Origin of the sequence: Amycolatopsis heterodermiae, from assembly GCF_034929455.1 — a bacterium.
Lineage (GTDB): Bacteria > Actinomycetota > Actinomycetes > Mycobacteriales > Pseudonocardiaceae > Amycolatopsis > Amycolatopsis heterodermiae.
The window spans coordinates 173,296-199,092 of sequence record NZ_JAYFSI010000008.1 but is presented as its reverse complement, the minus strand read 5'-3'; the positions used below and the strand labels follow the sequence as shown (position 1 = coordinate 199,092).

Sequence of the window (25,797 nt, the reverse complement as noted above, 5' to 3'; positions counted from 1 at the left end):
GCGAACGTGAGAATCGTTCCGGTCCCCTACGACCATCCCGACGCGGCCAAGCTCATGGCCGCGGTGCAGCAGGTGTACGTCGAGCGCTACGGCGACGAAGACGCCACCCCGATGAACCCCGAGCAGTTCGACCCGCCGCAGGGCCTGTTCCTCGTCGGCTACCAGGGCGAGGAGGCCGTCGCCTGCGGGGCGTGGCGCGCCCACGACGGCCCGGCGCCGGACTTCCAGGACGGCGACGCCGAGTTCAAGCGCATGTACGTCGCCGATTCCGCGCGGGGCCGCGGGTTCGCGCGGATGATCCTGTTCGAGCTGGAGCGCACGGCGGCGCTGTCCGGCCGCAAGCGCGCGGTGCTGGAGACCGGCACCAAGCAGCCGGAGGCGATCGCGCTCTACACGTCTTCGGGCTACGCCGAGATCCCGAAGTTCGGCGTGTACAAGAACGAGGAGTCGAGCCGGTGTTACGGCAAGGACCTCAGCGGGGCGTGAGCTTCAGCAACGCGGCCGCGTGCGGGCGCAGCGACGCGGACACCGCCGTCCCGACGTCACGGTGAGCCCACAGGTCCCGGACGTTCCAGGCGCCCGGGACCGTCGCGGACACCGTCGCGGTGGTGGTGCCGGTGTTGAGCAGCACCACCGCGAACCCGCCGCCGGTCAGCGGCTTGCCCCACACCTGGTAGCCGGGCCCGGCCGTCAGCTGACGGCCCTGCCCGCTCGCGAAGTCCTGGTCGACGGCGATGGCCTCGGGGTTGCCCAGCGTCGCGAGGTCGTCGTCGCTCAGCTTCGCGGGATCGGTCCCGGCGAACAGCGGCGCGTTCAGCACCGCCCAGACACTGAAGTGGGCGCGGGCCTCGTCCGCGGTCAGCGTGCCGTTGCCGACCTGCAGCATGTCCGGGTCGTTCCAGCCGCCGGGCGCGCCGCTGTGGACGGCGACGGCGGCCTGCTGGTCGATCGTCGCGAGCACCGAATCCCAGGTCGGGATCAGGTCGTAGGTGGTGCGCCACAGGTTCGCCACCGGCCGCGCCCAGGTCCACGGGCTCGAGACGCCGTATTCGGAGATCGCGTAGACGATCGGGCGAGGGAGCGCGGCCAGCTCGTCGCGCATCTTCTCGAACGCCGCCCGCCGGTCGAGGCCGTCGACGGTGTCGGCGTTGCACCAGTCGTACTTGAGGTAGTCGACGCCCCAGCGGTCGAACGTCTCGGCGTCCTGTCGTTCGTGCCCCAGCGAGCCGATGCCGGCGGCGGGGTAGGCGTCGTTGGCCATCGCGCAGGTCCGGCTGCCCGGCACGGCGTAGATGCCGAACAGCAGGCCGCGGGAGTGCACGTAGTCGGCGAGGTCGGCGATGCCGTGCGGGAACCGCGCCGGATCGGCCTGCAGCGAGCCGTCGGCGGCGCGCGCGGGGGCCTGCCAGCAGTCGTCGACGACGACGTAGCGGTACCCGGCGTCGCGCAGGCCGTCGTCCGCGAGCGCGTCGGCGGCCTTCTTGACGACGTCCTCGGTGAGGTCGTAGCAGCGGACCTGGTTCCAGCTGTTCCAGCCCATCGGCGGCGTCGTGGCCAGGCCGTTCGCCAGCGCGGGCGCCGCCGCGACCGGCACGCTCAGCAGCCAGGCCAGCACGACGAGGAGGAGCACGAGGAGCGTGCTTCTCGGACGGGTGTGCGTCTCGGAGGCGATGTCGTGATCCAATCGCATGGCACGTGAAACCGCAGTCACCGGAGGCGGCATGCCGATCTACGCGCTCGGTTCGCTCGAACCGACGATCCACCCCGACGCCTACGTCCACCCGGACGCGACCGTCATCGGCGACGTCCGGATCGCCGCCCACGCGTCGGTGTGGCCGCAGACCGTGCTGCGCGGCGACCACGGGTACATCGAGATCGGCGAGCGGTCCAACGTCCAGGACGGCTGCGTCGTGCACTGCACCGAACGGCACCCGACGATCCTGGGGCCGTCGTCGGCGGTCGGGCACGCGGTCCACATCGAGGGCGCGACGATCGGCACCGGCTGCCTGATCGCGTCCGGCTCGGTGGTCCTCAACGGCACGGTCGTCGAGGACGGCGGCATGGTCGGCGCCGGCGCGGTGCTGTCGTACGGCTCGTACGTGAAGACCGGCGAGATCGCGCTCGGCGTGCCCGGGAAGACGCGGGAGAACACGTCGTTCAGCGCGGAGAACATCGCACTCGTGGTGGATTCGTACGTCGAGCGGGGCAAGCGGTTCCGCGCCGAGCTGCGGCGGCTCGACCCGCGCGAGTGACCGTGGCCACGGCCGGTAAGCTCGCCGCCCGTGACCGCACGACCGCTGCAGGACATCGTCGAGGCTGGCTGGGCTGAGGCCCTCGAACCGGTGGCGCCGCAGGTCGCCGCGATGGGGGAGTTCCTCCGCGCGGAGATCGCCGCCGGCCGGACCTACCTCCCGGCGGGTGAACACGTGCTGCGAGCTTTCCAGCAGCCGTTCCACGACGTCCGGGTGCTGATCGTCGGCCAGGACCCGTACCCGACGCCCGGGCACGCCGTCGGCCTGAGCTTCTCGGTGGCGCCGGACGTCCGGCCGATCCCGAAGAGCCTGATCAACATCTACAAGGAGTACGCCGAGGACCTCGGCCACCCGCTGCCGGCCAACGGCGACCTGACGCCGTGGGCCGACCAGGGCGTCCTGCTGCTCAACCGGGCGCTGACGGTGCAGCCGGGCAAGTCGAACTCGCACCAGGGCAAGGGCTGGGAAGACGTCACCGAGCAGGCGATCAAGGCCCTCGCGGCCCGGTCGGAGCCGATGGTGGCGATCCTCTGGGGCCGCAACGCCCGCAACCTGCGCCCGATGCTCGGCGAGGTGCCGTGCATCGAGTCCGCGCACCCGAGCCCGCTCTCGGCGCACAACGGCTTCTTCGGGTCCCGCCCGTTCAGCCGGGCGAACCAGCTGCTGGAGCAGCAGGGCGCGGCGCCGGTCGACTGGAAACTCCCGTAGGTTCGGTGTCCGGATCGGGGTGACGGCTCCGACCAGGGGGAAACCTTTGGAGGAGAAATGAACGTCACATCGGCGGACGGCACGTCCATCGCCTACGACCAGCGCGGCACGGGCGCCCCGATCATCCTGGTCGGCGGCGCGTTCAACGACCGGACGACGGTCGGCGGCCTGGCCGAGGTCCTCTCCGCGGACTTCACGACCATCGCGTACGACCGCCGAGGCCGGGGGGACAGCGGCGACACCTCGCCGTACGCGATGGGACGCGAGATCGAGGACATCGCGGCGCTGATTCTCGAGGTCGGGGGTTCGGCTTCGGTCTTCGGGCACTCGTCGGGCGCGGTGCTGGCCCTGGAGGCGGCGGCCGCGGGCCTGCCGATCGAGAAGGTCGTGGCGTACGAGCCGCCGTACGCGCCCGACTCGGACCTGCGTGACGACGTCACGGAGAAGGTGCGCGGGCAGATCGCGGCGGGCGACCGCGACGCCGCGGCGGCGACGTTCCTCGAGGTCGCGGGCACCCCGGCGGAGGTGATCGAGGGCATGAAGCACGCCCCGGTGTGGGGCTGGTTCACGTCCCTGGCGCACACGCTCCCGTACGACCTGGCGATCTGCGGCCCGGGCGCCCGCCCGCGGAAGGACAACCTGGCTCTCATCACGGCCCCGACGCTGATCATCGGCGGCGGCGCGAGCCCGGAGAAGCTGCAGACCGGAGCCCGCATAGCGGCGGCCGCGGTCCCCGGCGCCCGCCACGAGACGCTGGAAGGGCAGGACCACGGAGTGCTGCAGCACCCGGAGTCCCTGCGCGACCTGCTGGTGGAGTTCTACAAGTAGGACATGAAAATGGCGGGTGCTCCGGAGAGCACCCGCCATTTTCGAACCTTGAGTCAGCCCCGGACGACCTTGCCCGCCTTGATGCACGAGGTGCACACGTTCAGGCGCTTGCGCTGGGAAATACCCACCTTGGCGTGAACGGTCTGGATGTTCGGGTTCCACCGGCGGTTGGTACGCCGGTGGGAGTGCGAGACCGACTTGCCGAAGCCGGGTCCCTTGCCACAGACGTCGCACACGGCAGCCACGTCGAACTCCTTTGGATCTGGGTCATAGAGATGAGCCCAGATGCACTGGGCAACTCGACCATAGTAACCAGTGGCTCGGCCGGGGTCCCCACGGGGTCGATACGCTCGCCCCGGAACGGACGAGGAGGTCACGGGGTGCGGGTGCTGGACGCGGCGGCGGTGTCGGCCTGGGCTGCGGGTTGTGTGCACAGCCTGGCGAGCCTGCGGCCGGCCATCGACGGGATCAACGTCTACCCCGTGGCGGACTCCGACACCGGCTCCAACATGCTCTTCACGATGACCGGCGCGGCCGCCGAGCTCAGGACCGCCGCGCCGGGGACCGCCGCCGACGCGCTGAAGGTCCTCGCGCGCGGGGCCGTCGCCTCGGCGCGCGGCAACTCCGGCGTGATCCTCTCCCAGGTCGTGCGCGGCCTGGCCGACCACGCCGAGGGCGAGCTGGACGGGCCCTGGCTGGCCGGGGCGCTGGGCCACGCCGACGAGGTCGCCACCGGGGCCGTGAGCCGCCCGGTCGCCGGGACCATCCTGACCGTGCTGCACGCCGTCGCCCTCGCCGTCCGCGGTGAGACGAGCCCGCTCGGCGAAGTCGCGCGAAAGGCCGCGCAGGAAGCCGCGCACGCCCTCGAGAAGACGCCCCTGCAGCTGCCCGCGCTGGCCAAGGCCGGGGTTGTCGACGCCGGGGCCCGCGGGCTCGTCGCCGTGCTGGACGCGCTGGTCGGCGTGCTCACCGGTACCGCGGTCGAGCACGACCACGCGCTCGAAGCGTCCGAGACCGAAGAACAGGCCTACGCCTGGGAGGTCATGTACCTGCTGGACGGCGTCGACGACACGAGCCTGCCGACCCTCCGCAAGGAGCTGAGCGGCCTCGGCGACAGCGTCACGGTGGCCGGCGACGGCGCGGGCAGCCACGCCGTGCACGTCCACTGCGCCGACATCGGTGCCGCCATCGAGGCCGGGCTCACGCTGGGGCGCCCGCGCCGGATCCGCGTCGAGCCGCTGCTCACGCCGACGCCGATCGAGCCGGGCGGCGGGATCGACCGGACCGTCGTCGCCGTCGTGCACGGCCGCCTGCTGGCGGAGGTCCTGCGCGCCGAGAGCATCCCGGTCCTCGAGGTGCCCGAGGGCACGGCGCCGAGCGTCGAGGACATGATCGGCCTGCTCAACGAGGCCGCCGGCCGGCACGTGACGGTGCTGCCCGGCGGTGTCGCGCTGACCGCGGCGGCCGACACCGCGGCCGGGCACGCGATGGCCGCCGACCGGGACGTCGTGGTCATCCCGTGCACGTCCCCGGTGCAGGTGCTGGCGGCGCTGGCGGTGCACGACGCCGGCCGCCGCACCAACGACGACGTCGTCGCGATGGCCGAGGCGGCCGCGGCGACCAGGCGTGGCGAACTGCGGATCGCGCAGGAGGAGTCGCTAACCTGGGTGGGCCGGGCCCAGTCCGGAGACGTGGTCGGCCTGGTCGACGACGAGGTGGTGCTCATCGAGCCCGCCCCGGCGTCGGAGACCAACCTCGTCGCGGCGGCGATGAAGGTGCTGAACCGGATGCTGGCGCTGGGCGGGGAACTGGTGACGGTGCTGAGCGGGGCCGCGGCGCCGCCCGGGGTCGCCGAAGAGCTCGCGGAGCAGCTGCGGCTCGAGCACCCCGAGGTGGAGCTGGCCGGGTACGCGGGCGGGCAGGCGGACGCCGTGCTGCTGATGGGAGTCGAATAGCGAGATGGCCGGACTTCGCGACAAGCTGCCGTTGCTGCTGGGCGCCAAGACGGCGAAAGCGCTCGCCACGGCCCTCGACATCGAGACGGTCAGCGACCTGCTGCGCCACTACCCGCGCCGCTACGCCGAACGCGGTGAGCTCACCGACATCGCCGGGCTCGAGCTCGGCGAGCACGCGACCGTGCTGGCGCGCGTCGAAAAGGTGAGCAAGCGCCGGATGAAGTCCCGCAACGGGACCATCCTGGACATGGTGATCACCGACGGGAAGCGCCGGCTCACGTGCGCCTTCTTCAACCAGGCCTGGCGGGAGAAGGACCTGGTGCCGGGCACGACCGGCCTGTTCGCCGGCAAGGTCTCGGCGTTCCGCGACACCCTGCAGCTGACCAACCCCGAGTACGAGCTGTTCGACGCCGAGCGCGAAGCCGAGGCCATGGACAGCTTCCTGGCCGCCATCATCCCGGTCTACCCGGCGGCGCAGGGCATGCCGACGTGGTCGATCGCCAAGTGCGTGCGCCAGGTCCTCGACGTCCTCGAGGTCGACGAGGACCCGATGCCGGCCGAGCTGCGACGACTGCATCGCCTGGGGGACCTCGAAAACGCGCTGCGCGGCATCCACCGCCCCGAGAACTGGGCGCACCTGGAGGCGTCGAAGAAGCGGCTCAAGTGGGACGAAGCCATGGCCGTGCAGCTGATCTTCGCGCAGCGCCGCCATTCCGCGATCTCCCGGCCGGCGAAACCGAACCCGCACGTCGACGGCGGGATCATGGACGCCTTCGACAAGCGGCTGCCGTTCGACCTCACCGCGGGCCAGCGCGGCATCGGCGACGAGATCGCCGCCGACCTGTCCTCGGAGCACCCGATGAACCGGCTGCTGCAGGGTGAGGTCGGGTCGGGCAAGACGATCGTCGCGCTGCGGGCGATGCTGCAGGTGGTCGACAACGGGCGGCAGGCCGCGATGCTGGCGCCGACCGAGGTGCTCGCCGCGCAGCACGCGCGTTCGCTGCGCGAGATGCTCGGCGACCTGGCGCAGGCCGGCGAGCTCGGCGGGGCCGAGAAGGCCACGCGCGTCACCCTGCTCACCGGGTCGATGGGCGCCAAGGAACGCAAGAAGTCGTTGCTGGAGGCCATGAGCGGCGAGGCCGGCATCATCGTCGGGACGCACGCGCTGATCCAGGACACCGTGCAGTTCGCCGACCTCGGCCTGGCCGTCGTCGACGAGCAGCACCGTTTCGGCGTCGAGCAGCGGGACGCGCTGCGCACCCGGGGCAGCGAGGGCACCAGCCCGCACGTGCTGGTGATGACCGCGACGCCGATCCCGCGCACGGTCGCCATGACCGTCTACGGCGACCTGGAGGTCTCCGCGCTGCGCGAGATGCCGGTCGGCCGGTCGCCGATCAGCACGACGGTCGTCCCGGTGGCGGAGAAACCGGCCTGGATGGAGCGCGTCTGGCAGCGCGTGACCGAAGAAGTGTCCAAGGGGCACCAGGCCTACGTCGTGTGCCCGCGGATCGGCGACGAGCCGCCGTCGGACAAGAGCGACAAGCGGCCGCCGGTCGCCGTCCTCGACATCGCGCCGCAACTGGTGGAGGGGCCGCTCAAGGGGTTGCGCATCGCCGCGCTGCACGGCCGGATGCCCGCGGACGACAAGGACGCCGTGATGCGGGCCTTCGCCGCGGCGGAGCTGGACGTGCTCGTGGCCACCACCGTGATCGAGGTCGGCGTCAACGTCCCGAACTCGACGGCGATGGTGATCATGGACGCCGACCGGTTCGGCATCAGCCAGCTGCACCAGCTGCGCGGCCGCGTCGGCCGGGGCAGCGTGCCGGGGCTGTGCCTGCTGGTCACGGAGGCCCTCGACGGCACGACGACCCGCGAGCGCCTGGCGGCGGTCGAGTCGACCACCGACGGGTTCGAGCTGTCCCGCCTCGACCTGGAGCTGCGCCGCGAGGGCGACATCCTCGGCGCCGCGCAGTCGGGCAAGCGGTCCGGGCTGAAGCTGCTTTCCCTGCTGCAGGACGAAGACGTGATCGCCGAGTCGCGCAAGCGCGCGCAGGAGATCGTGACGGAGGACCCGGAGCTGACGACGTTCCCCGGCCTGGCGCGGATGGTCGCCGACGTCGTCGACGTCGAACGCGCGGAATACCTGGAGAAGTCGTGACCGCCCTCCGGTCTGCCACCGTCGCCGACGCACCCGCGATCGGCGAGGTCCACGTGGCGTCGTGGCAGGCGGCGTACGCGGGCCTGATGCCGGAGGACTACCTCGCGCGGCTGTCGGCCGAGGCGCGGGCGGCGTCGTGGGGCCGGCGCATCGGCGGCAACGTCGGCCGGGTGCTGGTCGCCGAGGACGACGGGACCATTGCCGGGTTCGCCGCGTACGGGCTTGACGAAGGCCAGCTGTACGCGCTCTACCTGCTGCCTCGCTTCTGGGGACGAGGGCTCGGCCGGTCGCTGCACGACCGCGTCGTCGAGGACCTGGCCGCCGCCGGGCGGGACAGTGCCGTCCTGTGGGTGCTGTCGACCAACGAGCGGGCGAAGGCCTTCTACGTCCGGCAGGGCTGGGCGCCCGACGGCGCCACCCAGACCGAGACGATCGACGAAGGCCGCGTCACGCTGGAGGAAGCGCGGTTCAGGCGTCCGCTGCCGTGAAGACCCCGGCTTTCGCGGCGGCCGCGGCCGCCGCGGCGGCGACATCCGCGTCCCGCGGCGTCACACCTTCTCGGGAGACGAACAGGCGGTAGAAGACCGGTCCACACGCGACCCGCACGACCTCGACGGCGTCCGTGCCCGCCGGGACCTCGCCGCGCGCGACGGCTCGCTCGACGATCGCCGCCGAACGGGCGTGGCGGTCGACGTAGAACTCCTGCAGGGCGTCGGCCGCCCGGGGCGAGAGGAACGCGGCCGAGATCGACGCGATCGGGAGCTCGCGCAGGCCCGGCTCGGTGAAGAAGTGCACCAGCTCCAGGTTGACCTCGCGCAGGTCGCCTTCGAGGGAACCGGTGTCCGGCGCGGTCCACTCCTGCTCGGTTCCCATCAGCAGCGCCGCCGCGACCAGGCCTTCGGCGGACTCCCAGCGGCGGTACAGCGTCGTCTTGTGCACGCCGGAACGTTCGGCCACGGCCTCCACGGTCAGCTCCGCGTACCCGCGTTCGCCGAGCAGCTCGAGCGTCGCGTCCAGGGCGGCGCGGCGGGTCCGCTCGGTGCGCCCACCCGGACGTTGGGTGCCGACGGTCTCCAAGAGCCACTCCCGTTGCGTTAGGACGTCCAGTATGCCCGCCCGAAAGGGCAGCAACCATTCACCGGACGGCGGTGCGGTACGTGTGCCCGTTCGGTCGCTTGCCGTAACCCGGCCCGGGAGCGTTTCCTGCCTGGTATGGCGGGGCGGAGGCGGGCGCTGATCGTCGCAGGAGGCGAGTACGACAACGCGGGACTGCAGCGGCTGGGCTCACCCGCGGCGGACGCGGACGCCCTCGCCGGCGTGCTGTCCGACCGCGCGATCAGCGACTTCGACGTCCGGGTGGTGCGCAACGAAACCGCGCACGTCGTGCAGGCGGAGGTCGAGGACCTCTGCGCCGAGGGCCGCCCCGACGACGTCCTCCTGCTGCACTTTTCCTGCCACGGCTTGAAGGACGACACGGGCCAGCTGTTCTTCGCCGCCCGCAACACCCGCCCGGACCGCCTCCGGTCGACGGCCGTGCCCGCGCACTTCGTCCAGCAGTGCCTGCGGCAGAGCCGTTCGCGCAGTGTCGTGCTGCTGCTGGACTGCTGTTACGGCGGGGCGTTCGGGCAGGGCGTGGCGGTGCGCGCGTCGGGGGACGCGAACGTCCTGGACAGCTTCCGCGGCGGCCGCGGCCGCGCGGTGATCACGGCGTCCAACTCGATCGAGTACGCCTTCGAGGGCGCCCGGCTGGCCGAAGGCGGCGTCGCCCAGCCGTCGGTGTTCACGTCGGCACTGGTGGAGGGCCTGCGCACGGGCGAAGCCGACCGCGACGAGGACGGCTGGATCGCGCTGGGCGAGCTGTACGAGTACCTGTTCGACCGCGTCCGCGAGCGCAACCCGAAGCAGACCCCGAGCCGCGACATCGAGATGCAGGGCGAGCTGTACCTGGCCCGCAGCCGTCGCCGCCGCATCAAGCCGTCCCCGATCCCGGCCGACCTGGCGGCCGCGATCGAGGCGGAGAACCCGTTCACGCGCCTGGGTGCGGTGGCGGAGCTACGGCGCCGGCTGACGAGCGCGAATCTTGAGGTCGCGGTGGGGGCGTTCGAGGCGCTGAAGGTGATGTCGTCGACGGACGTCCAGCACGTCGCCGAGGCGGCGGGCGAAGCCCTCGGCCGGGCTGCGGTCCGGATCGACCCTGCGGAGGTGCGCCTTTCGGCGGCGCCGGGTTCGGTCGTGGCCGAGGAGTTGCGGCCGGCCGGCCCGCCGGTGGCCCGGGAGGTGCGGTTCGAGGCATCGCACGCGTGGATTTCCGTCGTGGAGACGGCGACGGGCGCGGAACTGTCGGTGACGGCCGGAGAAACGGGAGTGCGACGGGGCAGGGTCGTGGTCACGGGCCCCACGGGCGAGACGGTGGTCGCAGTGGCGATCGAAGCGGTTCCGGAGCCCGAGGTCGTGCCCGAGGCCGAGGTGGCCGAGCCTGCGCCGGGCCCGGCGGCTCGGCCGGAGTCGCGGGTGGTACCCGAGCCAGAGGTGGCGGCCGAGCCGCGGTCGAGGACGGTCGCCGGGCCGGTGGCCGAACCGAACGCGAATGCGGCGGCGCCGGAGCCGCTGGCCGAGCCTGCGCCGGGGGTGGTGGCCGAGCCAGGAGCGAGGGTGGTCGCTGAGCCGGCGTCGCGAGTGGTCGCCGGGCCGATGGTCGAGCCTGAGCCGGTGGCCGACGTGGTGGCGGAACCGGATGCCGCTGTCGAGGCTGAGCGCGAGCCCGAGGTGGTGGGTGATCTTGCGCCTGGGATGGGAGCGAGAGCGGCAGCCGGGCCGGAGTCGCGGGTGGTGGCCGAGACCGCGCTGGGCCCGGCGGCCGAGCCCGGAGTGAAGCCCAACCCGGTGGCCGGGTCGGGTTCGGCAGTGGCGCCGGGAGCGGAGCCGTTGGTGGCCGACCCGGGATCACTGGCAGCGGGCGAGCGGACGGCGGCAGGGGCTGAGCCCTCACCCGAGGCAGCGCCGGAATCCGAGCCGGCTGCGCGGGAAGCCGCCGCTGTGGATCCGGCGGGGTGGTTCGCCGTGGTCACCGCGTTCGTCGGCGTTGCGCTGGTGGTCATCGGGATGCTCCTCGAGTACCGCCACGGCTACCTCCTCGGCCAGTACCGGCCCGGCATGCAGCAGGTGGTCGCGATCGTGGCCGCGTGCGCGCTGCTCGGCGCGGTGCTGACCCTGGTGCCGCGGACCCGGGCGCGGACCGGTCCCGCGGTGCTGCTCGGTGCCGCGCTTGCCGCGAGTTTCGGGTTGGCGCGCTTCATCGGCGAGGCGACGACCCTCTCGCAGCACGGTGAGGACACGGATCTGGCGGCCGGCTACACCTTCGAGCTGCTCGGCCACATCGCACTGGTGGCCATGGCGCTGGGCGCCTTGACGGTGCTTCGCCGGAACCCCGCGGGCGCCTTGCGCGCCGCCAAGATCGAAGGCTGGACGGCGTGGGTGGGGATTGTCCTGGGTGTCACGGTCGGGGGCGGCTGGCTCGGTCAGCTCGCCGAGCTGACCGAGTACGACACCAGCGACGGTGGCCGCGCGGCGGCGTACTTCGTGCTCGGCGCGCTGCTGGCCGTCGCGGTCCCCGGCGTCGCCGCGATCCTGCGCCCGGCCGCGGTGGGCCGCGCTGTCCTGGCCGTGGGGATCGCCGGGCTGGTGGGTGTCATGGTGCCGACGTCCGACGCGGTCCAGGAGCACTCTTCCCTGACCCAGGTGGGCCAGGGGATCGCGATGACGGCGCTCGTGCTGCTTGCGATCGTCGCCGTGGTCCAGGCGGTCCAGGCCCGCCGGAATCAGCCGAACGGGCGACAGTCCTGAGTTGTCGACGCCCCGGCTCGCGGGTACCACGCTGATCATGAGGTTACGCAGTGGTCTCGCAGCAGCGGTCGTCGTCGTGCTCGCCGGGCAGGCGCCCGCCCTCGCCGCCGGTGGGGTGCAGCAGGATCCGCCCAGCTGGGGGCTGGACCGGATCGATCAGCGGGCCGGGCTCGACCACGCCTACCGCTACCCCGACGACGCTTCCGGCGTCACGATCTACGTGATCGACAGCGGTGTCGACGCCAACCACCCCGACTTCCAGGGGCGGGTCGCGCCCGGGCGGGACTTCCTCGGCGGGGGTATCGACACCGCCGACACCAACGGCCACGGCACGCGGCTCGCGGGGATCGCCGCCGGCAAGGACTACGGCGTCGCGAAGGGGGCGCAGATCGTGCCCGTGCGGGTGCTCGACAAGGACGGCGGCGGCGCGACCGACCAGATCGTCGCCGGGATCGACTGGGTCGCGCAGAACGCCCGGCAGCCCGCGGTCGCCGTGCTCGGCATCGGCGGCGTGCCGAACGACCAGCTCGACGCGGCCGTGAAACGCCTGGCCGTGGTGCTGCCGATCGCCGTCCCGGCCGGGAGCGAGACGGCGGACGCGAGCGGCTTCTCCCCGGGCCGGGTGCCCGAGGCGCTGACCGTCGGGGCGATCGACAGTCAGGACCACCCGGACAAGGCGTCGAACTTCGGCCAGGACGTCGACCTGTACGCGCCGGGCGTGGACGTCCCGGGCCCGATCGCCGGCGGCGCGACCGCCGGCCCGGAGTCCGGCACGTCGATGGCGGCGGCGTTCGCGGCGGGTGCGGCCGCGGTCTACCTGGCCCAGCACCCCGGCACGTCGCCCGCGCAGGTGGACCAGGCCTTGGTGCAGGCGGCGACGCCGGACGCGCTCAGGGGCGTTCCGCAGGGCACGGCCAACCGCCTGCTCTACGTGTCCTCGGGATCCTGACGAGGTGCCCACCAGGGCCGACCGGTCAATCATCTGGTCCGCATGACGTCCATCACCTGGTACTCAACTCCCGCCCAGCGGGAAAAACCGGGTAACGTGCGCTGACTACCGATCCATACGGGAAGGACCGGGCATGTTCCGCAAGGTGCTGGTGGCCAACCGCGGCGAGATCGCCATCCGCGCGTTCCGCGCCGGCTTCGAACTGGGCGCGGGCACGGTCGCCGTGTTCCCCCACGAAGACCGCAACTCGCTGCACCGGCTGAAGGCCGACGAGGCGTACGAGATCGGCGAACCCGGTCACCCCGTGCGCGCCTACCTCTCGGTCGACGAGATCGTCGCCGCCGCGAAGAAGGCCGGGGCCGACGCCGTCTACCCCGGTTACGGCTTCCTGTCGGAGAACCCCGACCTCGCGCGCGCGTGCGAGGAGGAGGGGATCACCTTCGTCGGCCCGAGCGCCGACATCCTCGAGCTCACCGGCAACAAGGCCCGCGCGGTCAAGGCCGCGCGCGAGGCCGGCGTCCCGGTGCTCGGCTCGTCCGAGCCCTCCAGCGACATCGACGCGCTGGTCGCGGCGGCCGACGAGCTGGGCTTCCCGGTGTTCGTCAAGGCCGTCGCCGGCGGTGGCGGGCGCGGCATGCGCCGGGTCCTGGAACCGGCCCAGCTGCGCGAGTCCATCGAGGCCGCCGCGCGCGAGGCCGAGTCCGCCTTCGGCGACCCGACGGTGTTCCTCGAGAAGGCCGTCGTCGAGCCGCGGCACATCGAGGTGCAGATCCTCGCCGACGGCGCGGGCAACATCATCCACCTCTACGAGCGCGACTGCTCGGTGCAGCGGCGCCACCAGAAGGTCGTCGAGCTGGCCCCGGCGCCGAACCTCGACCCCGAGCTGCGCGACCGGATCTGCGCGGACGCCGTCAAGTTCGCGAAGCAGATCGGCTACCGCAACGCCGGCACCGTCGAGTTCCTGCTCGACAAGCAGGGCAACCACGTCTTCATCGAGATGAACCCGCGCATCCAGGTCGAGCACACGGTCACCGAAGAGGTCACCGACGTCGACCTCGTGCAGTCGCAGCTGCGGATCGCCTCCGGCGAGACCCTCGACGACCTGGGCCTCTCCCAGGACAAGATCTACCTGCGCGGCGCCGCGCTGCAGTGCCGCATCACCACCGAAGACCCGGCCAACGGCTTCCGCCCGGACACCGGGATGATCTCCGCCTACCGCTCGCCGGGCGGCTCCGGCATCCGGCTCGACGGCGGCACCGCCTTCTCCGGCACCGAGATCAGCGCGCACTTCGACTCGCTGCTGGTGAAGCTCACCTGCCGCGGCCGCGACTTCAAGACCGCCGTCGGCCGCGCGCGCCGCGCCGTCGCCGAGTTCCGGATCCGCGGTGTCGCGACGAACATCCCGTTCCTGCAGGCCGTGCTGGACGACCCGGACTTCCGCGCCGGGCGCGTCACGACGTCGTTCATCGAGGAGCGCCCGCACCTGCTCACCGCGCGGCACTCCGCCGACCGCGGCACGCGGCTGCTGACCTACCTCGCCGACCAGACGGTCAACAAGCCGCACGGTGAGCGCCCGAAGACCCCGGACGCCACGCTGAAGCTGCCGAAGCTGCCGAAGGACGCGCAGCCGCCGGCCGGTTCGAAGCAGAAGCTCGTCGAGCTGGGCCCGGGCGGGTTCGCGGAGTGGCTGCGGAAGTCGCCGCACATCGGCGTCACCGACACGACGTTCCGCGACGCGCACCAGTCGCTGCTCGCCACCCGCGTCCGCACCAAGGACCTGCTGGCCGTGGCGCCGGTCGTCGCGAACACCGTGTCGCAGCTGCTGTCCCTGGAGTGCTGGGGCGGCGCGACCTACGACGTCGCGCTGCGGTTCCTCGCCGAGGACCCGTGGGAGCGGCTGGCCGCGCTGCGCGAGGCCGTGCCCAACATCTGCCTGCAGATGCTGCTGCGCGGGCGCAACACCGTCGGCTACACGCCGTACCCGACCGAGGTGACCAACGCCTTCGTCCAGGAGGCCACGAAGACCGGCATCGACATCTTCCGGATCTTCGACGCGCTCAACGACGTCGAGCAGATGCGCCCGGCCATCGAAGCCGTGCGCGAGACCGGATCCGCCGTCGCCGAGGTGGCGCTCTGCTACACCTCGGACCTGTCGGACCCGGGGGAGAAGCTCTACACGCTCGACTACTACCTCAAGCTGGCGGAGCAGATCGTCGGTGCCGGGGCGCACGTCCTGGCGATCAAGGACATGGCCGGGCTGCTGCGCGCGCCCGCGGCGACCCGGCTGGTCACCGCGCTGCGCAAGGAGTTCGACCTGCCGGTGCACATCCACACCCACGACACCGCGGGTGGCCAGCTGGCCACCTACCTCGCGGCGATCAACGCGGGCGCGGACGCCGTCGACGGCGCGGTGTCGTCGATGGCGGGCACGACGTCGCAGCCGTCGCTGTCGTCGATCGTGGCGGCCACCGACCACTCCGACCGGACGACCGGGCTGAGCCTGGACGCGATCGGCGAGCTGGAGCCGTACTGGGAGAGCGTGCGCAAGATCTACGCGCCGTTCGAGGCCGGGCTGGCCTCGCCGACCGGGCGCGTCTACCACCACGAGATCCCGGGCGGGCAGCTGTCGAACCTGCGGACGCAGGCCATCGCGCTGGGCCTGGGCGACCGGTTCGAGGACATCGAGGCGATGTACGCCGCGGCCGACAAGATCCTCGGCCACCTGGTGAAGGTGACGCCGTCGTCGAAGGTCGTCGGCGACCTCGCGCTGCACCTGGTCGGCGCGGGCGTCTCCCCGGCGGACTTCGAGGCGGAGCCGAACAAGTTCGACATCCCCGACTCGGTGATCGGCTTCCTGCGCGGCGAGCTCGGCGACCCGCCGGGCGGCTGGCCGGAGCCGTTCCGCACCAAGGCCCTCGAGGGCCGCGCGGACGCGAAGCCGGTGGCGGAACTGTCCGAAGAGGACCGTTCGGCGCTGGCCGCGGAGCCGCAGCGGACGCTCAACCGGCTGCTGTTCCCCGGGCCCACCAAGGAGTTCGAGACGCACCGCGAGGCCTACGGCGACACGTCCGTGCTGCCCAGCAAGGACTTCTTCTACGGGCTGCGCCCGGGGGAGGAGTACCAGGTCGACCTCGAGCAGGGTGTGCGGCTGATCATCGAGCTGGAGGCGATCGGTGAGGCCGACGAGCGCGGCCTGCGCACGGTGATGTCGACGCTCAACGGCCAGCTGCGGCCGATCCAGATCCGCGACCACTCGATCGCCTCGGACATCCCGGCGACCGAGAAGGCGGAGAAGGGCAACCCGAAGCAGGTCGCGGCGCCGTTCGCCGGCGTGGTGACGCTGCAGGTCAACGAGGGTGACACGGTCGAGGCCGGCGCCACGGTCGCGACGATCGAGGCGATGAAGATGGAGGCCTCGATCACGGCGTCCGCGGGGGGCAAGGTTTCGCGCCGCGCGATCAACGCCGTCCAGCAGGTCGAAGGCGGAGATCTTCTGCTCGTCCTGGAGTGACCGCTAACATCGCCGGATGCTGATCAACGCCGTTCCGCAGAGGCAGGGCGCGGTGGGTCCCCGGGCCGGGGACCTGCCGGACGGGTGTGTGGCGCTCGCGGAGCTGGCCGGGCACGTGCTCGGCCGGCCCGTGCACCACATCCCGCAGAGCCGGGAACTGTCCGAAGTGGACGGCGGGATCGCCAACCGCGCCGTGCTGACCGGCCCGAACCGGGCGGCCCAGCTGGCCGCCCTGGAGGCCCCGGGCGGCCCGGTGCTGACGATCGGCGGCGACTGCGGCGTCGAGCTGGTCCCGATCGGCGTGGCCCGGTTCCGGTACGGGACGGGCCTGGGGGTCGCGTGGTTCGACGCCCACGCGGACCTGAACACGGCTTCGACGTCCCCCTCGGGCGCGTTCCACGGCATGGTGCTGCGCTCGCTGTTCGGCGAAGGCGACCCGGAGTTCGCGGCCGCTCCCGCGCTGGAGCCGGGCCGCGCGGTCCTGGCGGGCACGCGGGTGTTCGACGCCGGGGAGCGCGAGGCGGTCGACCGCGGCCTGGCCGTCACGTCGCTCGATGCCTTGGCGGGCGCGGAAAAGCTGTACGTCCACGTGGATCTCGACGTCCTGGACCCGTCCGAGTTCGCCGGTCTCAACTATCCGGAACCGGACGGCTGGACGATCGCGCGGCTGGTGTCGTCCCTGGACGCGCTGGCGGCCTACGACGTCGTCGGCGCGGGCATCACCGAGTGCGTGGGAACCGCGCGCGAGGTGGAAGTCCTGGAACCGGTGCTGGCCGCGCTCGGGCGGCTGCTTCAGTCGCCGTAGGCCTTGCGGACGGCGTCGAGCGCGATGTCGAGGTTCGCGCCGAGGTCGCGGGCGCGGGTGGCGTACTCGGTGGCCGCGGCCAGGAGCAGCACCGCGGGGTCCGGGCGGTTCGCGGGGGTCGTGACGACCGTGCCGCGGGCGCGGGCCGTCAGCACCCAGCCCGCCGTCTCCAGCTCGCGGTAGGCGCGGGCCACCGTGCCCGAGGCCAGGCCGAGGTCGCGGGCCAACTGGCGGATCGGCGGCAGGCGCGTCCCGTCGGGGAGCGCGCCCGCCGTGATCGCGAGGACGATCTGGTCGTGCACCTGCCGCCAGGGCGCCAGGCCGTTTTCGGTGTCGACGACGATCTTCACGCGGGGGCCGGGAGCCTCTTCAGCGGCGCGGTGACGGCCAGGAACGCGGCGATGCCGGCCACGACGATCAGCAGCGCCGCGAGGGTGCCCGCCGCCCAGCCGACCGCCGTGCAGGTGGCGATGCCCAGCCCGATCGCGACGCGCGCGCTGCGGCAGCGCAGGGCCAGGTCCGCGCGCGGCTCACCGGTCGCCGGGCGCCGCACGGCCAGCAGGGTGATCGCCCAGCAGACGGCCGTCGTGCCCGCGGCCACCGCCAGCAGCTTCCACTGCGTGGTCAGGGCCAGGTGCACGATCGCGGACGCCGACGCCAGGCCGCTGAGCACCAGTGCCCAGGCCGGGACGACGTCCAGCAGCCGCCGCGGGGCGAGGACGGCTTCCCGCTGCGGCCCGCGGGCGGGCCGCTGGGCCAGCAGTTCGGCGATCAGCCCGCCGAGCAGGAGGGTGCCGACGATCGAGGCACCGTCGTTGTTCCCGCCGAACAGCAGCGGCAGCGCCAGGTAGAGCCACGGGTACCAGAACCGGCGCCGCTTGAGGTACCGGACGGCGAGCGCCACCTCGGCGGTGTCCGGGTCCGGCACGCCCCAGCGCGCGAGCAGCCGGGCCCCGCGCTTGTCGTTCGGCCAGAGGAGCATCAGGATGACCAGGCCGACCAGGCCCATGAAGATCCCGACCGCGAGCACGTTGTCCCACGCCATGTCGTACCTCCCGCTTGTATCAACCACACGATACAAGCGGGCGCGGCCGGGTGCGCGCCGGGTGGGAGATTCGTCCGTTCGTACGTACAAACGTGCGCAGGCGGCGGGGTAGTTGTCAGCGTTTCGCATGCCGTCCTCGTGAACTTGTCACGAAGATGACAAGAAATCGGTTTCCCTCCGAAGGTGTGACACGTTCAGGGCTAGTTTTTCGATGTGTCCGGTGTCACCCCGCACCAGGCGCGGGGTGCTCGGCCGCGCGTCAGCGGGGCCTCTGGGGCGGAGCAAAGGAGCTGCGATGTCGGTGGAGCGCGGATTCGAACACCCTGCGCAACCCGCCGCACTGCCCCGCAAGCTCGCCGACATCCTCCGCCCCGAGCTGGCCAGCCTCGCCGCCGAGATCGTCGACGAGATCCGCGCGACCATCCCGGCCTACGCCCGCCCGCTCGACGGGCCCTACGGCAAGTCGATCCGGGCCGGCGTCGAGTACGCGATCACGCTGTTCGTCGCGCAGATCGCCGACCCGACGGTGTCGAAGGAGCAGTCCCACGACGTCCACCACCGCCTCGGGCAGAACGAGATGCGCGAAGGCCGCAGCCTCGACACGCTCCAGTCGGCCTACCGGGTCGGCGCGCGGGTGTCGTGGCGGCGGATCATGCGCGTCGGACGGCGGAGCGGGCTCTCGTCGGCGGTGATGTCCCAGCTGGCCGACGCGATGCTGGCGTTCATGGACGAACTGGCCTCCGTCGCCCTCGACGGCTACCTGGAGGCGAAGGCCCGCACGGCGGGAGCGCTCGACACCTGGCGCCGCAAGCTGCTGCACCTGATCCTCGAGACACCCCCGGCGTCCCCCAAGGCGATCGCCGAGCTGGCCCAGCTGATCGGCTGGAGCGTCCCGACCGAGGCGACCCCGGTGGCCGTCTGCCCCGCCGACGGCGTCGCCCCTGCCCGCCGCCACGCGGGCCTGGACGCCGACGTCCTCGCCGAGCTCGACACCCCCGACCCGAAACTGGTGGTCCCCGGCCAGCTGGGCGGCGCCCGCCTGGCGACGCTGCAGGTGGCCCTCCCGGACTGCCGGCTCTCGATCGGCCCGTGCGTCCCGCTCGCCTCGGTCGCGGATTCCCTGCGCTGGGCCCGGAACGCGCTGCAGCTCGCCGAACGCGGCGTCCTGGTGCCCCGCCCGGTGCTGCGCGCCGAAGAGCACCTGGCGACGCTGCTCGTCAACTCCGACACGGGCCTGGTCGGCACGCTGCGGCACCGCCTGTTCGCCCCGCTGGCCGACATGACGGGCAAGCAGCAGGAGCGGCTGCTGGAGACGCTGCGCGCGTGGCTGGACAGCCAGGGCAACGTGGTCGAGATCGCGGAACGCCTGGGCGTCCACCCCCAGACGGTCCGCTACCGCATGCGCCAGCTGCAGGCCACCTTCGGCGAAAGCCTCCGCGACCCGGGCGCGCGCTTCGAGATGGAACTGGCGTTGCGCGCGGGCGCGGCGCCGTTGCCGTTGCGGTACCCGGTGAGCGACCTGCTGCCCGTGCCGCGGGCGGCGAGCGTTCGTCCACAGTGGACGTCGAGCTAGGGGTTCGCCGCTACTGGATCGGCAGGGCGGGCGTGAAGGCGGCGTTCTGGCCGGCCTGCTGGGTGCAGGTCATGCCGAACCCGGTCGAGCCGGTGGCGCCCGGCGCCAGGTGGAAGGTCAGCTGCAGGAAGAGCGACGTGGTCCTGCCGAACGTCACCACTCCGGAAGCGCCCGCCACGAACGGCTGATGGCCGCCGTGGAAGGTGATCGCCTGCGGGGCGGGGCCCCACGTGCCGGCTTGGACCGTGGCGGCGCCGGCTGGGTCCGGGGGCCGGGTCGCGTTGGCCGGCACGACGACGGCCGCGGCGATCCCGCCCTGGACGCCGTCGTAGCCGGCGCCGGTCAGCGCGGCGAGCGCGGCCGGGGACAGCGTGATGGCGCCGGAGATGTTCGTGATCGAGAACGCGGCACCGGGCGCCACGGTGTCCGGGCCGGTGAACGACTCGGTCACGGTCACCGCCTGCGCGGACCCACCGGGGAAGCCGCACGTGTAGGCGAGGGCGCCGGAGGCGAACGCCGTGCTCGCGTGGGCCGGGCCCGCCGTGGCGGCGAGGACGGCCGCCGCCACGGCGGCCGGGGTCAGGAACCGGGCAGCGGGCATGGATCCTCCACTGTGGACGGAACGAGGACTCGGACTCGGGCTCGGGCTCAGCTGATGGGGATGCTCGGCTGGAACGACGTGTTCTGCGCCGGGCTCGTGCTCCTCAGCGTGCAGTTCGACGCCCAGGGGACCCAGGCTCCGGTGGACGCCTTGTGGAACTCCAGGGTTTCGGTGATGCCCGGGCCCATCGCGAACCCGACCGCGAACGCCGCGCCGGCGGTGAACACCTGCGGTGAGCCGGTCACCGAGACGCTCGTGAACGGCTGGGCGGGGAAGCTGCCCGCGATCGTCCCGGACGCCGGTGTCGCGCCCGACACGGTGAACGTCGCGGCGAGGGAGCCGCGCACCTGGTCGTACCCGGCCGCGTTCAGCAGCGCGCGCACCGCGGCGGTGTAGGTCTGCGTGGCGGACGGCGTGACGGTGAACGGCTGCCCGGCGTGGGGTTCGGTCACCGACAGCTGGGCGGTCACCGTCGTCGGTTGCGGTGCCACGCCGGGGAACGTGCAGTTGTAGGTCAGCATGCCCGAATTCGTGGTGTACGTCGTCGCGTTCGCGGTGCCCGCCGCCAGGCCGGTGGCGAGCAGTGCCGCCGCGACGGCCGTGCCGATCCTCATGCGTCCCCCTCAGCGCGGTTTCTTGACCGCCTTCTTCGCCGCGGCCGGGGTTTCCGGCGGCGGCCCGTCGGAGCCCGGCGGGCACTGGGCGCTGTCCGGGTCGGTGCACACGATCAGGTTGTAGGTGTCCACATAGGCCTGGTTGCCGTCGCCGGAGCTCATGCCGGTCAGCAGCGGCCCGAGGTCCTGCCCGCCGGCGCCGCAGCCGGTGAACGCCGGGAGGTGGAAGCCCACGGCCGGGTCCGTCTGGATGTGCCCGACGCCGAACGCCTCGTACGGGCCGTCCAGGGTGAGCGTCACCTTGTCCGCCGTCACGCAGTCGGGGCCGAGGTCGAGCGGGACGCCGTTGACCTTCGCGTTGCTCAGGCGGGCCATCACCTGCAGCGTCGTGTGCAGGTACGTCTGGTCGTCGGAGTGGGTGGTGATGTTGCCCGCGATCTCGATGACCTTGCTGTCGCGGTAGTCGACCGGCAGGAACTCGACCGTCGCGGTCACCGGCACGAAACCGAAGCCGAGGAACGTCGTGGTCGCCGGGTTGAACGTGGTCGAGCCGGTGACCCGGGAGTCGTTGGTGACCAGGTTGAGGATGAACAGCCCGTTGAACAGGAACGCGGGGTCGCTGGTGACCGTCGCGCCGAGCTTCTTGACCGTCGACTTCGCCAGGATGGTGACCAGGCTCAGCGGCACGCCGAACTCGTCCTCGGTCGGCGGGTCACCCGGGGCGGGACCGTCGGCGAGCGCGGACTGCTCCTTCGCCTTCGTCCCCGGTGTCACCGGCGGGAGCACCAGCACCTTGCCCAGCGCCGTCTCCTGGCCGGGATCCAGGGTGCACGCGATCTTCGGCGCCGGCTCGGTGGTCGCGGTGCCGGGCGCCGGCACGGCCGCCAGCGAGAGCGTCGGCGCGGTGACGTCGAAGGTGACGGCGCCGACGGTGTTCAGCGCGATCTCCGGCACGGCGCCGGTGGCGGTCAGGGTGACGTCGCCGGTCTCCGGCAGCGGGGTGGCCGGCACAGTGAGGGGGACCGGGACCTTGTCCGCGCGGTCGTCCTGGTGCACGGCGAGGTCGACGTCCAGGCTGCCCTGCAGCGACCCGGTGGTGGTACCGGCCGGCAGGAGGGACAGCGCGACGTTACGGGGGAGCGTGAGCTTCGTGGCGAACTCGCGGATCGTCGCCGACGTCCCGGTCTTCGCCTGCGCCGGCAGCGTTGCCGACGTTTCGGCGGTGACCTTCTGCGCGCCCAGCGGATCGGCGAAGGGACAGGTCACCGAGACCGACGCCGTCGCGTTCGTGTCCGGCGGGACCGCGGGTGCCGGGGCGGCCGAGCCGACTCCGGTCAGCGCGCCGTTCACCGCGGACAGCAGGCCGACGGCCGACAGCGCGGAAACGGTCAGGGTGCGGGGCCGGACTCGACGTGGCATCGGGTTCCTCGGGTGGTTCGGGAGCGGGCGGGAGGTCCCGGTGCGGGCCCGTCGAGGGGGCCCGCACCGGGACGTCCGGTCAGGAGACGGTGATGCTCGGGCTGAACGCGGTGTTCTGCGCCGGGCTCGTCACCTTGAGGGTGCAGTTCATCGTCCACGGGGACCAGGTGTTGTTCGACTTCTTGTGGAACTCCAGGTTCGCCGACAGCCCGCTCGTCAGCGACAGGGTGGCGGTGCCCGCGGTGGCGGGCGCGGTGTAGGTCGGGATGCTGGACGCCGCGACCTGCGAGATGACCACCGTGATCGCCCCGCCGGTCGGGTAGATCACCTCCGGGATGTTCAGCCCGGTGGCCGACGGCTGCGACAGCGTGCCCGCGGACACCGAGACGGGCACCGTCGCGTTGCCCCGGATGCCGTCGTAGCCGACCGCGGTGAGCAGCGAGTGGACGGTGGCGCTGATCGTCGCGGTGCCGCCGACGTTGGACGGGGTGACGGACGTGCCGTGCGCGACCGTGTCGGGCGCGTCCAGGTGCGCGGTGATCGCGACCGGCTGCGGCGAAATGCCGGGGAAGGTGCAGTTGTAGGTGATCCCCGCCGTGCCGCCGGCGGTGTAGGTGATCGTCGCGGCCGACGCGACGCCGGCGGTCAGCACCGCGATGGCGCCGATCGCGGTCGCGGTGGTGGCGATACCGGCGGACAGCCTGCTGAGTCGGGACATACCTGTCATCTCCTTTGATTCAGTTCAGTCTCGGCTTTGGCTGATCGATTGCTCGCTGCCGTGCCCCCATCGCGTTGACCGACCCCATTGCCCCGGGCGGCGGGACGCGATTCACCGGCGTTGCGAGGTGGAGGTCCATCTGCCGAAATCGAGGCTACTCGCCAGTTCAGTACGGAACAAGACTTCGTGCTTGCGCGGGTGAGGCACCGCGTGGGTGTATCGATTTCTTGTGTGCGGCGGCGCACGAGCGGCCGTGGATTTGGCGGATTTTGACAAAGAGCGGCCGCGACGGCGAACCGCTGTGCCGAACGGTCTACCATTTGTGATCTTGCCGAAGCAATCCCGGATAACGAAACCGGAGAAATGAGGCTACCGTGCCGGCTACTTCCCGTTGTGGACGGCTATCGCCCAGAGGGACCGCATTCGCGGTGTCGGCGGTTGTGGCGGTGTCGCTGTGCGCGGTGCCCGCGCACGCGGACACGGCCGGCGGCGTGATCGCCTGGGGCAAGCCGGACTACGACGTCACCATCCCGCCGCCGGGCGCGCTGGCCGGCGTCACCGCCGTGTCGGCGGGCAGCACGACCGCACTGGCCCTGAAGGGCGGTGCGGTCCTCGCGTGGGGCGCGAACAACTGGGGCGCCAACCAGATCCCCGCCGCGGCGACGTCCGGGGTCAGCCAGATCGCGTCGGGCTGGGGCCACGAACTGGCCCTCAAGGACGGCAAGGTCGTGGCCTGGGGCAACAACTGGTACGGCCAGACCACCCTGCCCGCCTCGGTGAGCAGCGGGGTCGTCGCGATCTCGACGTCCAACATGCACAGCCTGGCCCTCAAGCAGGGCGGGCAGGTGATCAGCTGGGGGTCGCGGACCGACGTGCCGGCCGCCGCGCAGTCGGGCGTCACCGCGATCTCCGCCGGGGGCGACCACAACCTGGTCATCAAGAACGGCGGGGTGCTGGCCTGGGGGAACAACTCCTACGGCCAGACGACGGTGCCCGCCGCGCTCACGTCCGGCGTCACCTCGGTGTCCGCCGGTTTCTACCACAGCCTGGCGCTCAAGAACGGCACCGTCTACGCCTGGGGCCGCGACAACTTCCACCAGACGGAGGTGCCGCCGGAGGCCCTGTCGGACGTCGTCGGGGTCGACGCCGGGTTCAACCACAACGTCGCCGTCAAGGCCGACGGTTCGGTCGTGACGTGGGGCTCGAACCTCGTCGGGGAGACGTTCTTCCCCTGGTGCGGGCCGGTTTACGCGGTTTCGGCCGGGGACAACGACAGTTTCGCGCTCAAGGAGGACCCGAACGCGGCCTGCTGAGCCCGGCGGGTGGCGGGCCTGCTGGGCCCGCCACCCGTGGTCGGCTCAGGTGGCGTCGTTGGCCAGGTCGAGCGAAATCGTGTTGCCCGGTCCGGAAACCAGGGCGCCGAGCGCGATGTCGGCGATGAAGCAGTTGTTGAACTCCGGGATCGTGTAGGTGCCGGTCACGGTGATCGCGGGCGCGGTGATGTCGATGTCCTGCGCGCCCAGCGTCAGGTCGAGCGGGGTCTTCGTCTTGCAGCTGCCCGGCACGGTCGGCAGCGGGATGACCGGGATGATCGGGCCGGCCCAGATGTCGTAGATCTCCATGTTGGCCTTGGCCTTGGTGACGAGGTTGCCGTCGGCGATCGTGCCGGTGGCCGGGCCGAGCGGCGTGACCTTCACCTTCGCCTTGATGCGGAAGATCCCCGACAGCAGGGAGATGTCGGCCTGCGCCGGCGGGAGCACCAGGTCGGCGCTGAGGCCGACCGTCCCGGTCTGGTCGTCGATCAGGAGGTTGCCCTTGAGCGAGCCCGGGCCGAGCTTCATGGCGCTGCCGGTCTTCTTGACCGTGGTGGAGCCGGTCACCTTGTAGGACACGGGGATCGGGATGACGTCGGCCGACGCGGGCGTCACGGCGACCCCGGTCAGCACGACGGCCGCCGCCGACGTGAGCACAGCCAGTCTCTTCAGCTGCGTTGCCACGGACATAGTTGTTCTCCCTTGCGATTTTCCCGGCCGGTTCCGGACGCTTCCGGAACCGGTGAAGTGCGCTATTCGGTGGAACGGCGTCAGCGCGGTTCGAGTTCGGTGACGACCCAGCCGTCACCGGTGCGTTCCGCGGTCACGGAAAGCTGAGCCGCGGCACTGTCGGTCGCATTGTTGTCAGCACGGACGGCCGATTGATCGAGAAAGACGAGTAACCGCGCGTGACCATTTTGCAGATCCTGCACGGCGATCGCCGAAACGCGAGAGGTGAGCACCAGTTTCTGCAACGGCGCTTTCTCGCGGACCTGGGCGAAGAGCTTGTCGTAGGAATCCTTCGCGGAGCCGCGCAGCACAGCCGCGGCGGCCTTCTCGGTGACGTCGGTCTTGTCGTAGGAATAGGAGAAGATCCGGTTCATGGCGAGCGTGACGGCCGAGGTGACATCGGCGGTCGCCCCGACATCGGTGAGAGCGAGGTTGTCGGCGGCGGGGTTCGAGGAGGCCGACCGGGCTTCGAGGGTGAACCAGACACCGGCACCGGCGAGCAGGACGGCGGCGGCGAGCAGGAGAGCCGGAAGCCGCCGCCAGGCCGGACGCGCCTTGGCGGGTTGAGCGGCTTCGGCTTCGTCCGCATCAGCTGCCTCGGAGGAGCCTTCGACCTCGGCCTCGACGGCCTCGGCATCGGTGGCCGCCGGGTCGGAGGAGCCGCCTTCGGTCGCCGGGGTGCTCAGCTCGGTGGCTTCGGACTCGGCGGTGTGGACCGCCTCCTCGGGCGCGGCTGCGGGTGATCCGGCCGCCGTCACCTCCGGCTGGTCGTCCCG

The 25,797-nt window shown here is 72.1% G+C and carries 24 protein-coding genes; 13 read left to right on the top strand and 11 right to left on the bottom strand.

Annotated features, from left to right (window positions below):
• Positions 1-6 precede the first annotated feature (6 nt).
• Positions 7-486, top strand: a complete 480-nt coding sequence (locus VA596_RS31395) for a GNAT family N-acetyltransferase (protein ID WP_323331819.1) — start codon at positions 7-9, stop codon at positions 484-486.
• On the opposite strand, the gene VA596_RS31390 is transcribed toward VA596_RS31395, so the two are convergent.
• Complete coding sequence (locus VA596_RS31390) at positions 473-1,630, bottom strand: glycoside hydrolase family 27 protein (protein WP_323331818.1); 1,158 nt, start codon at positions 1,628-1,630, stop codon at positions 473-475. The genes VA596_RS31395 and VA596_RS31390 overlap by 14 nt on opposite strands.
• Positions 1,631-1,721: 91 nt before the next feature.
• Between VA596_RS31390 and VA596_RS31385 the strand changes: the two genes are divergently transcribed.
• From VA596_RS31385 to VA596_RS31375, 3 genes are read left to right on the top strand one after another with little or no spacing between them, the layout of a single operon-like run.
• A complete protein-coding gene (locus VA596_RS31385; RefSeq protein WP_323331817.1) occupies positions 1,722-2,252 on the top strand; it encodes a gamma carbonic anhydrase family protein in 531 nt (176 codons plus the stop codon).
• A 30-nt stretch (positions 2,253-2,282) separates the two neighbouring features.
• On the top strand, positions 2,283-2,960 hold the full coding sequence (locus tag VA596_RS31380; RefSeq protein WP_323331816.1) for a uracil-DNA glycosylase: 678 nt from the start codon (positions 2,283-2,285) through the stop codon (positions 2,958-2,960).
• 57 nt (positions 2,961-3,017) lie between these two features.
• Positions 3,018-3,788, top strand: a complete 771-nt coding sequence (locus VA596_RS31375) for an alpha/beta fold hydrolase (protein WP_323331815.1) — start codon at positions 3,018-3,020, stop codon at positions 3,786-3,788.
• A gap of 53 nt (positions 3,789-3,841) precedes the next feature.
• Here the strand turns inward: VA596_RS31375 and rpmB are convergent, their stop codons facing one another.
• Positions 3,842-4,033 carry a 50S ribosomal protein L28 gene (gene rpmB, locus VA596_RS31370; protein WP_247062089.1) on the bottom strand — a complete coding sequence of 64 codons (192 nt, stop codon included), beginning with the start codon at positions 4,031-4,033 and terminating at the stop codon, positions 3,842-3,844.
• Between the two features lie 135 nt (positions 4,034-4,168).
• On the opposite strand from rpmB, the gene VA596_RS31365 reads away from it, so the two are divergent.
• Genes VA596_RS31365 through VA596_RS31355 form a run of 3 tightly spaced genes read left to right on the top strand, consistent with a single transcriptional unit; the run spans position 4,169 to position 8,389 of the window.
• Complete coding sequence (locus tag VA596_RS31365) at positions 4,169-5,743, top strand: DAK2 domain-containing protein (protein WP_323331814.1); 1,575 nt, start codon at positions 4,169-4,171, stop codon at positions 5,741-5,743.
• A 4-nt stretch (positions 5,744-5,747) separates the two neighbouring features.
• On the top strand, positions 5,748-7,901 hold the full coding sequence (recG, locus tag VA596_RS31360; RefSeq protein WP_323331813.1) for an ATP-dependent DNA helicase RecG: 2,154 nt from the start codon (positions 5,748-5,750) through the stop codon (positions 7,899-7,901).
• Positions 7,898-8,389 (top strand): GNAT family N-acetyltransferase, encoded by a 492-nt coding sequence (locus tag VA596_RS31355; protein ID WP_323331812.1) that lies wholly within the window; start codon positions 7,898-7,900, stop codon positions 8,387-8,389. Before recG ends, VA596_RS31355 begins: the two co-directional genes overlap by 4 nt.
• Here VA596_RS31355 and VA596_RS31350 read toward each other — a convergent pair.
• Complete coding sequence (locus VA596_RS31350) at positions 8,370-8,978, bottom strand: TetR/AcrR family transcriptional regulator (RefSeq protein ID WP_323331811.1); 609 nt, start codon at positions 8,976-8,978, stop codon at positions 8,370-8,372. The two genes, VA596_RS31355 and VA596_RS31350, sit on opposite strands and share 20 nt — an antisense overlap.
• Positions 8,979-9,113: 135 nt before the next feature.
• Here VA596_RS31350 and VA596_RS31345 point away from each other — a divergent pair, with 135 nt between their 5' ends.
• The 4 genes from VA596_RS31345 (at position 9,114) to VA596_RS31330 (ending at position 17,009) form a co-directional block, all read left to right on the top strand.
• Positions 9,114-11,744, top strand: coding sequence for a caspase, EACC1-associated type (locus VA596_RS31345; protein ID WP_323331810.1), 2,631 nt, complete (start codon positions 9,114-9,116; stop codon positions 11,742-11,744).
• 37 nt (positions 11,745-11,781) lie between these two features.
• The gene (locus VA596_RS31340; protein ID WP_323331809.1) at positions 11,782-12,693 is read left to right on the top strand and encodes a S8 family peptidase; all 912 of its coding nucleotides are present in this window, start codon (positions 11,782-11,784) and stop codon (positions 12,691-12,693) included.
• Positions 12,694-12,826: 133 nt separating this feature from the next.
• Positions 12,827-16,204: a pyruvate carboxylase gene (locus VA596_RS31335; RefSeq protein ID WP_323331808.1), complete on the top strand. Its 3,378-nt coding sequence runs from the start codon at positions 12,827-12,829 to the stop codon at positions 16,202-16,204.
• 16 nt (positions 16,205-16,220) lie between these two features.
• A complete protein-coding gene (locus VA596_RS31330) occupies positions 16,221-17,009 on the top strand; it encodes an arginase family protein (protein ID WP_323331807.1) in 789 nt (262 codons plus the stop codon).
• On the opposite strand, the gene VA596_RS31325 is transcribed toward VA596_RS31330, so the two are convergent.
• Both VA596_RS31325 and VA596_RS31320 read right to left on the bottom strand, forming a co-directional pair.
• Positions 16,997-17,359, bottom strand: coding sequence for a GntR family transcriptional regulator (locus VA596_RS31325; RefSeq protein WP_323331806.1), 363 nt, complete (start codon positions 17,357-17,359; stop codon positions 16,997-16,999). The genes VA596_RS31330 and VA596_RS31325 overlap by 13 nt on opposite strands.
• Positions 17,356-18,054: a hypothetical protein gene (locus VA596_RS31320; protein WP_323331805.1), complete on the bottom strand. Its 699-nt coding sequence runs from the start codon at positions 18,052-18,054 to the stop codon at positions 17,356-17,358. The genes VA596_RS31325 and VA596_RS31320 overlap by 4 nt, the downstream gene beginning before the upstream one ends.
• A gap of 295 nt (positions 18,055-18,349) precedes the next feature.
• Here VA596_RS31320 and VA596_RS31315 point away from each other — a divergent pair, with 295 nt between their 5' ends.
• Positions 18,350-19,627 (top strand): PucR family transcriptional regulator, encoded by a 1,278-nt coding sequence (locus tag VA596_RS31315; RefSeq protein ID WP_323331804.1) that lies wholly within the window; start codon positions 18,350-18,352, stop codon positions 19,625-19,627.
• Positions 19,628-19,637: 10 nt separating this feature from the next.
• Here the strand turns inward: VA596_RS31315 and VA596_RS31310 are convergent, their stop codons facing one another.
• The 4 genes from VA596_RS31310 to VA596_RS31295 all read right to left on the bottom strand — a co-directional run bounded on the left by VA596_RS31310 (position 19,638) and on the right by VA596_RS31295 (position 22,979).
• A complete protein-coding gene (locus VA596_RS31310; RefSeq protein ID WP_323331803.1) occupies positions 19,638-20,228 on the bottom strand; it encodes a DUF6801 domain-containing protein in 591 nt (196 codons plus the stop codon).
• Between the two features lie 47 nt (positions 20,229-20,275).
• Positions 20,276-20,842, bottom strand: a complete 567-nt coding sequence (locus VA596_RS31305; protein ID WP_323331802.1) for a hypothetical protein — start codon at positions 20,840-20,842, stop codon at positions 20,276-20,278.
• Positions 20,843-20,851: 9 nt separating this feature from the next.
• Positions 20,852-22,261 (bottom strand): DUF6801 domain-containing protein, encoded by a 1,410-nt coding sequence (locus VA596_RS31300; RefSeq protein ID WP_323331801.1) that lies wholly within the window; start codon positions 22,259-22,261, stop codon positions 20,852-20,854.
• A 79-nt stretch (positions 22,262-22,340) separates the two neighbouring features.
• Positions 22,341-22,979 carry a DUF6801 domain-containing protein gene (locus VA596_RS31295; protein ID WP_323331800.1) on the bottom strand — a complete coding sequence of 213 codons (639 nt, stop codon included), beginning with the start codon at positions 22,977-22,979 and terminating at the stop codon, positions 22,341-22,343.
• Positions 22,980-23,407: 428 nt separating this feature from the next.
• On the opposite strand from VA596_RS31295, the gene VA596_RS31290 reads away from it, so the two are divergent.
• The gene (locus VA596_RS31290; protein ID WP_323331799.1) at positions 23,408-24,292 is read left to right on the top strand and encodes an RCC1 domain-containing protein; all 885 of its coding nucleotides are present in this window, start codon (positions 23,408-23,410) and stop codon (positions 24,290-24,292) included.
• A gap of 45 nt (positions 24,293-24,337) precedes the next feature.
• Here VA596_RS31290 and VA596_RS31285 read toward each other — a convergent pair whose 3' ends face one another.
• Together VA596_RS31285 and VA596_RS31280 are read right to left on the bottom strand one after the other, a co-directional pair.
• On the bottom strand, positions 24,338-24,982 hold the full coding sequence (locus VA596_RS31285) for a hypothetical protein (protein WP_323331798.1): 645 nt from the start codon (positions 24,980-24,982) through the stop codon (positions 24,338-24,340).
• An 80-nt stretch (positions 24,983-25,062) separates the two neighbouring features.
• Positions 25,063-25,779: a hypothetical protein gene (locus VA596_RS31280; protein ID WP_323331797.1), complete on the bottom strand. Its 717-nt coding sequence runs from the start codon at positions 25,777-25,779 to the stop codon at positions 25,063-25,065.
• Between the last annotated feature and the right edge of the window lie 18 nt (positions 25,780-25,797).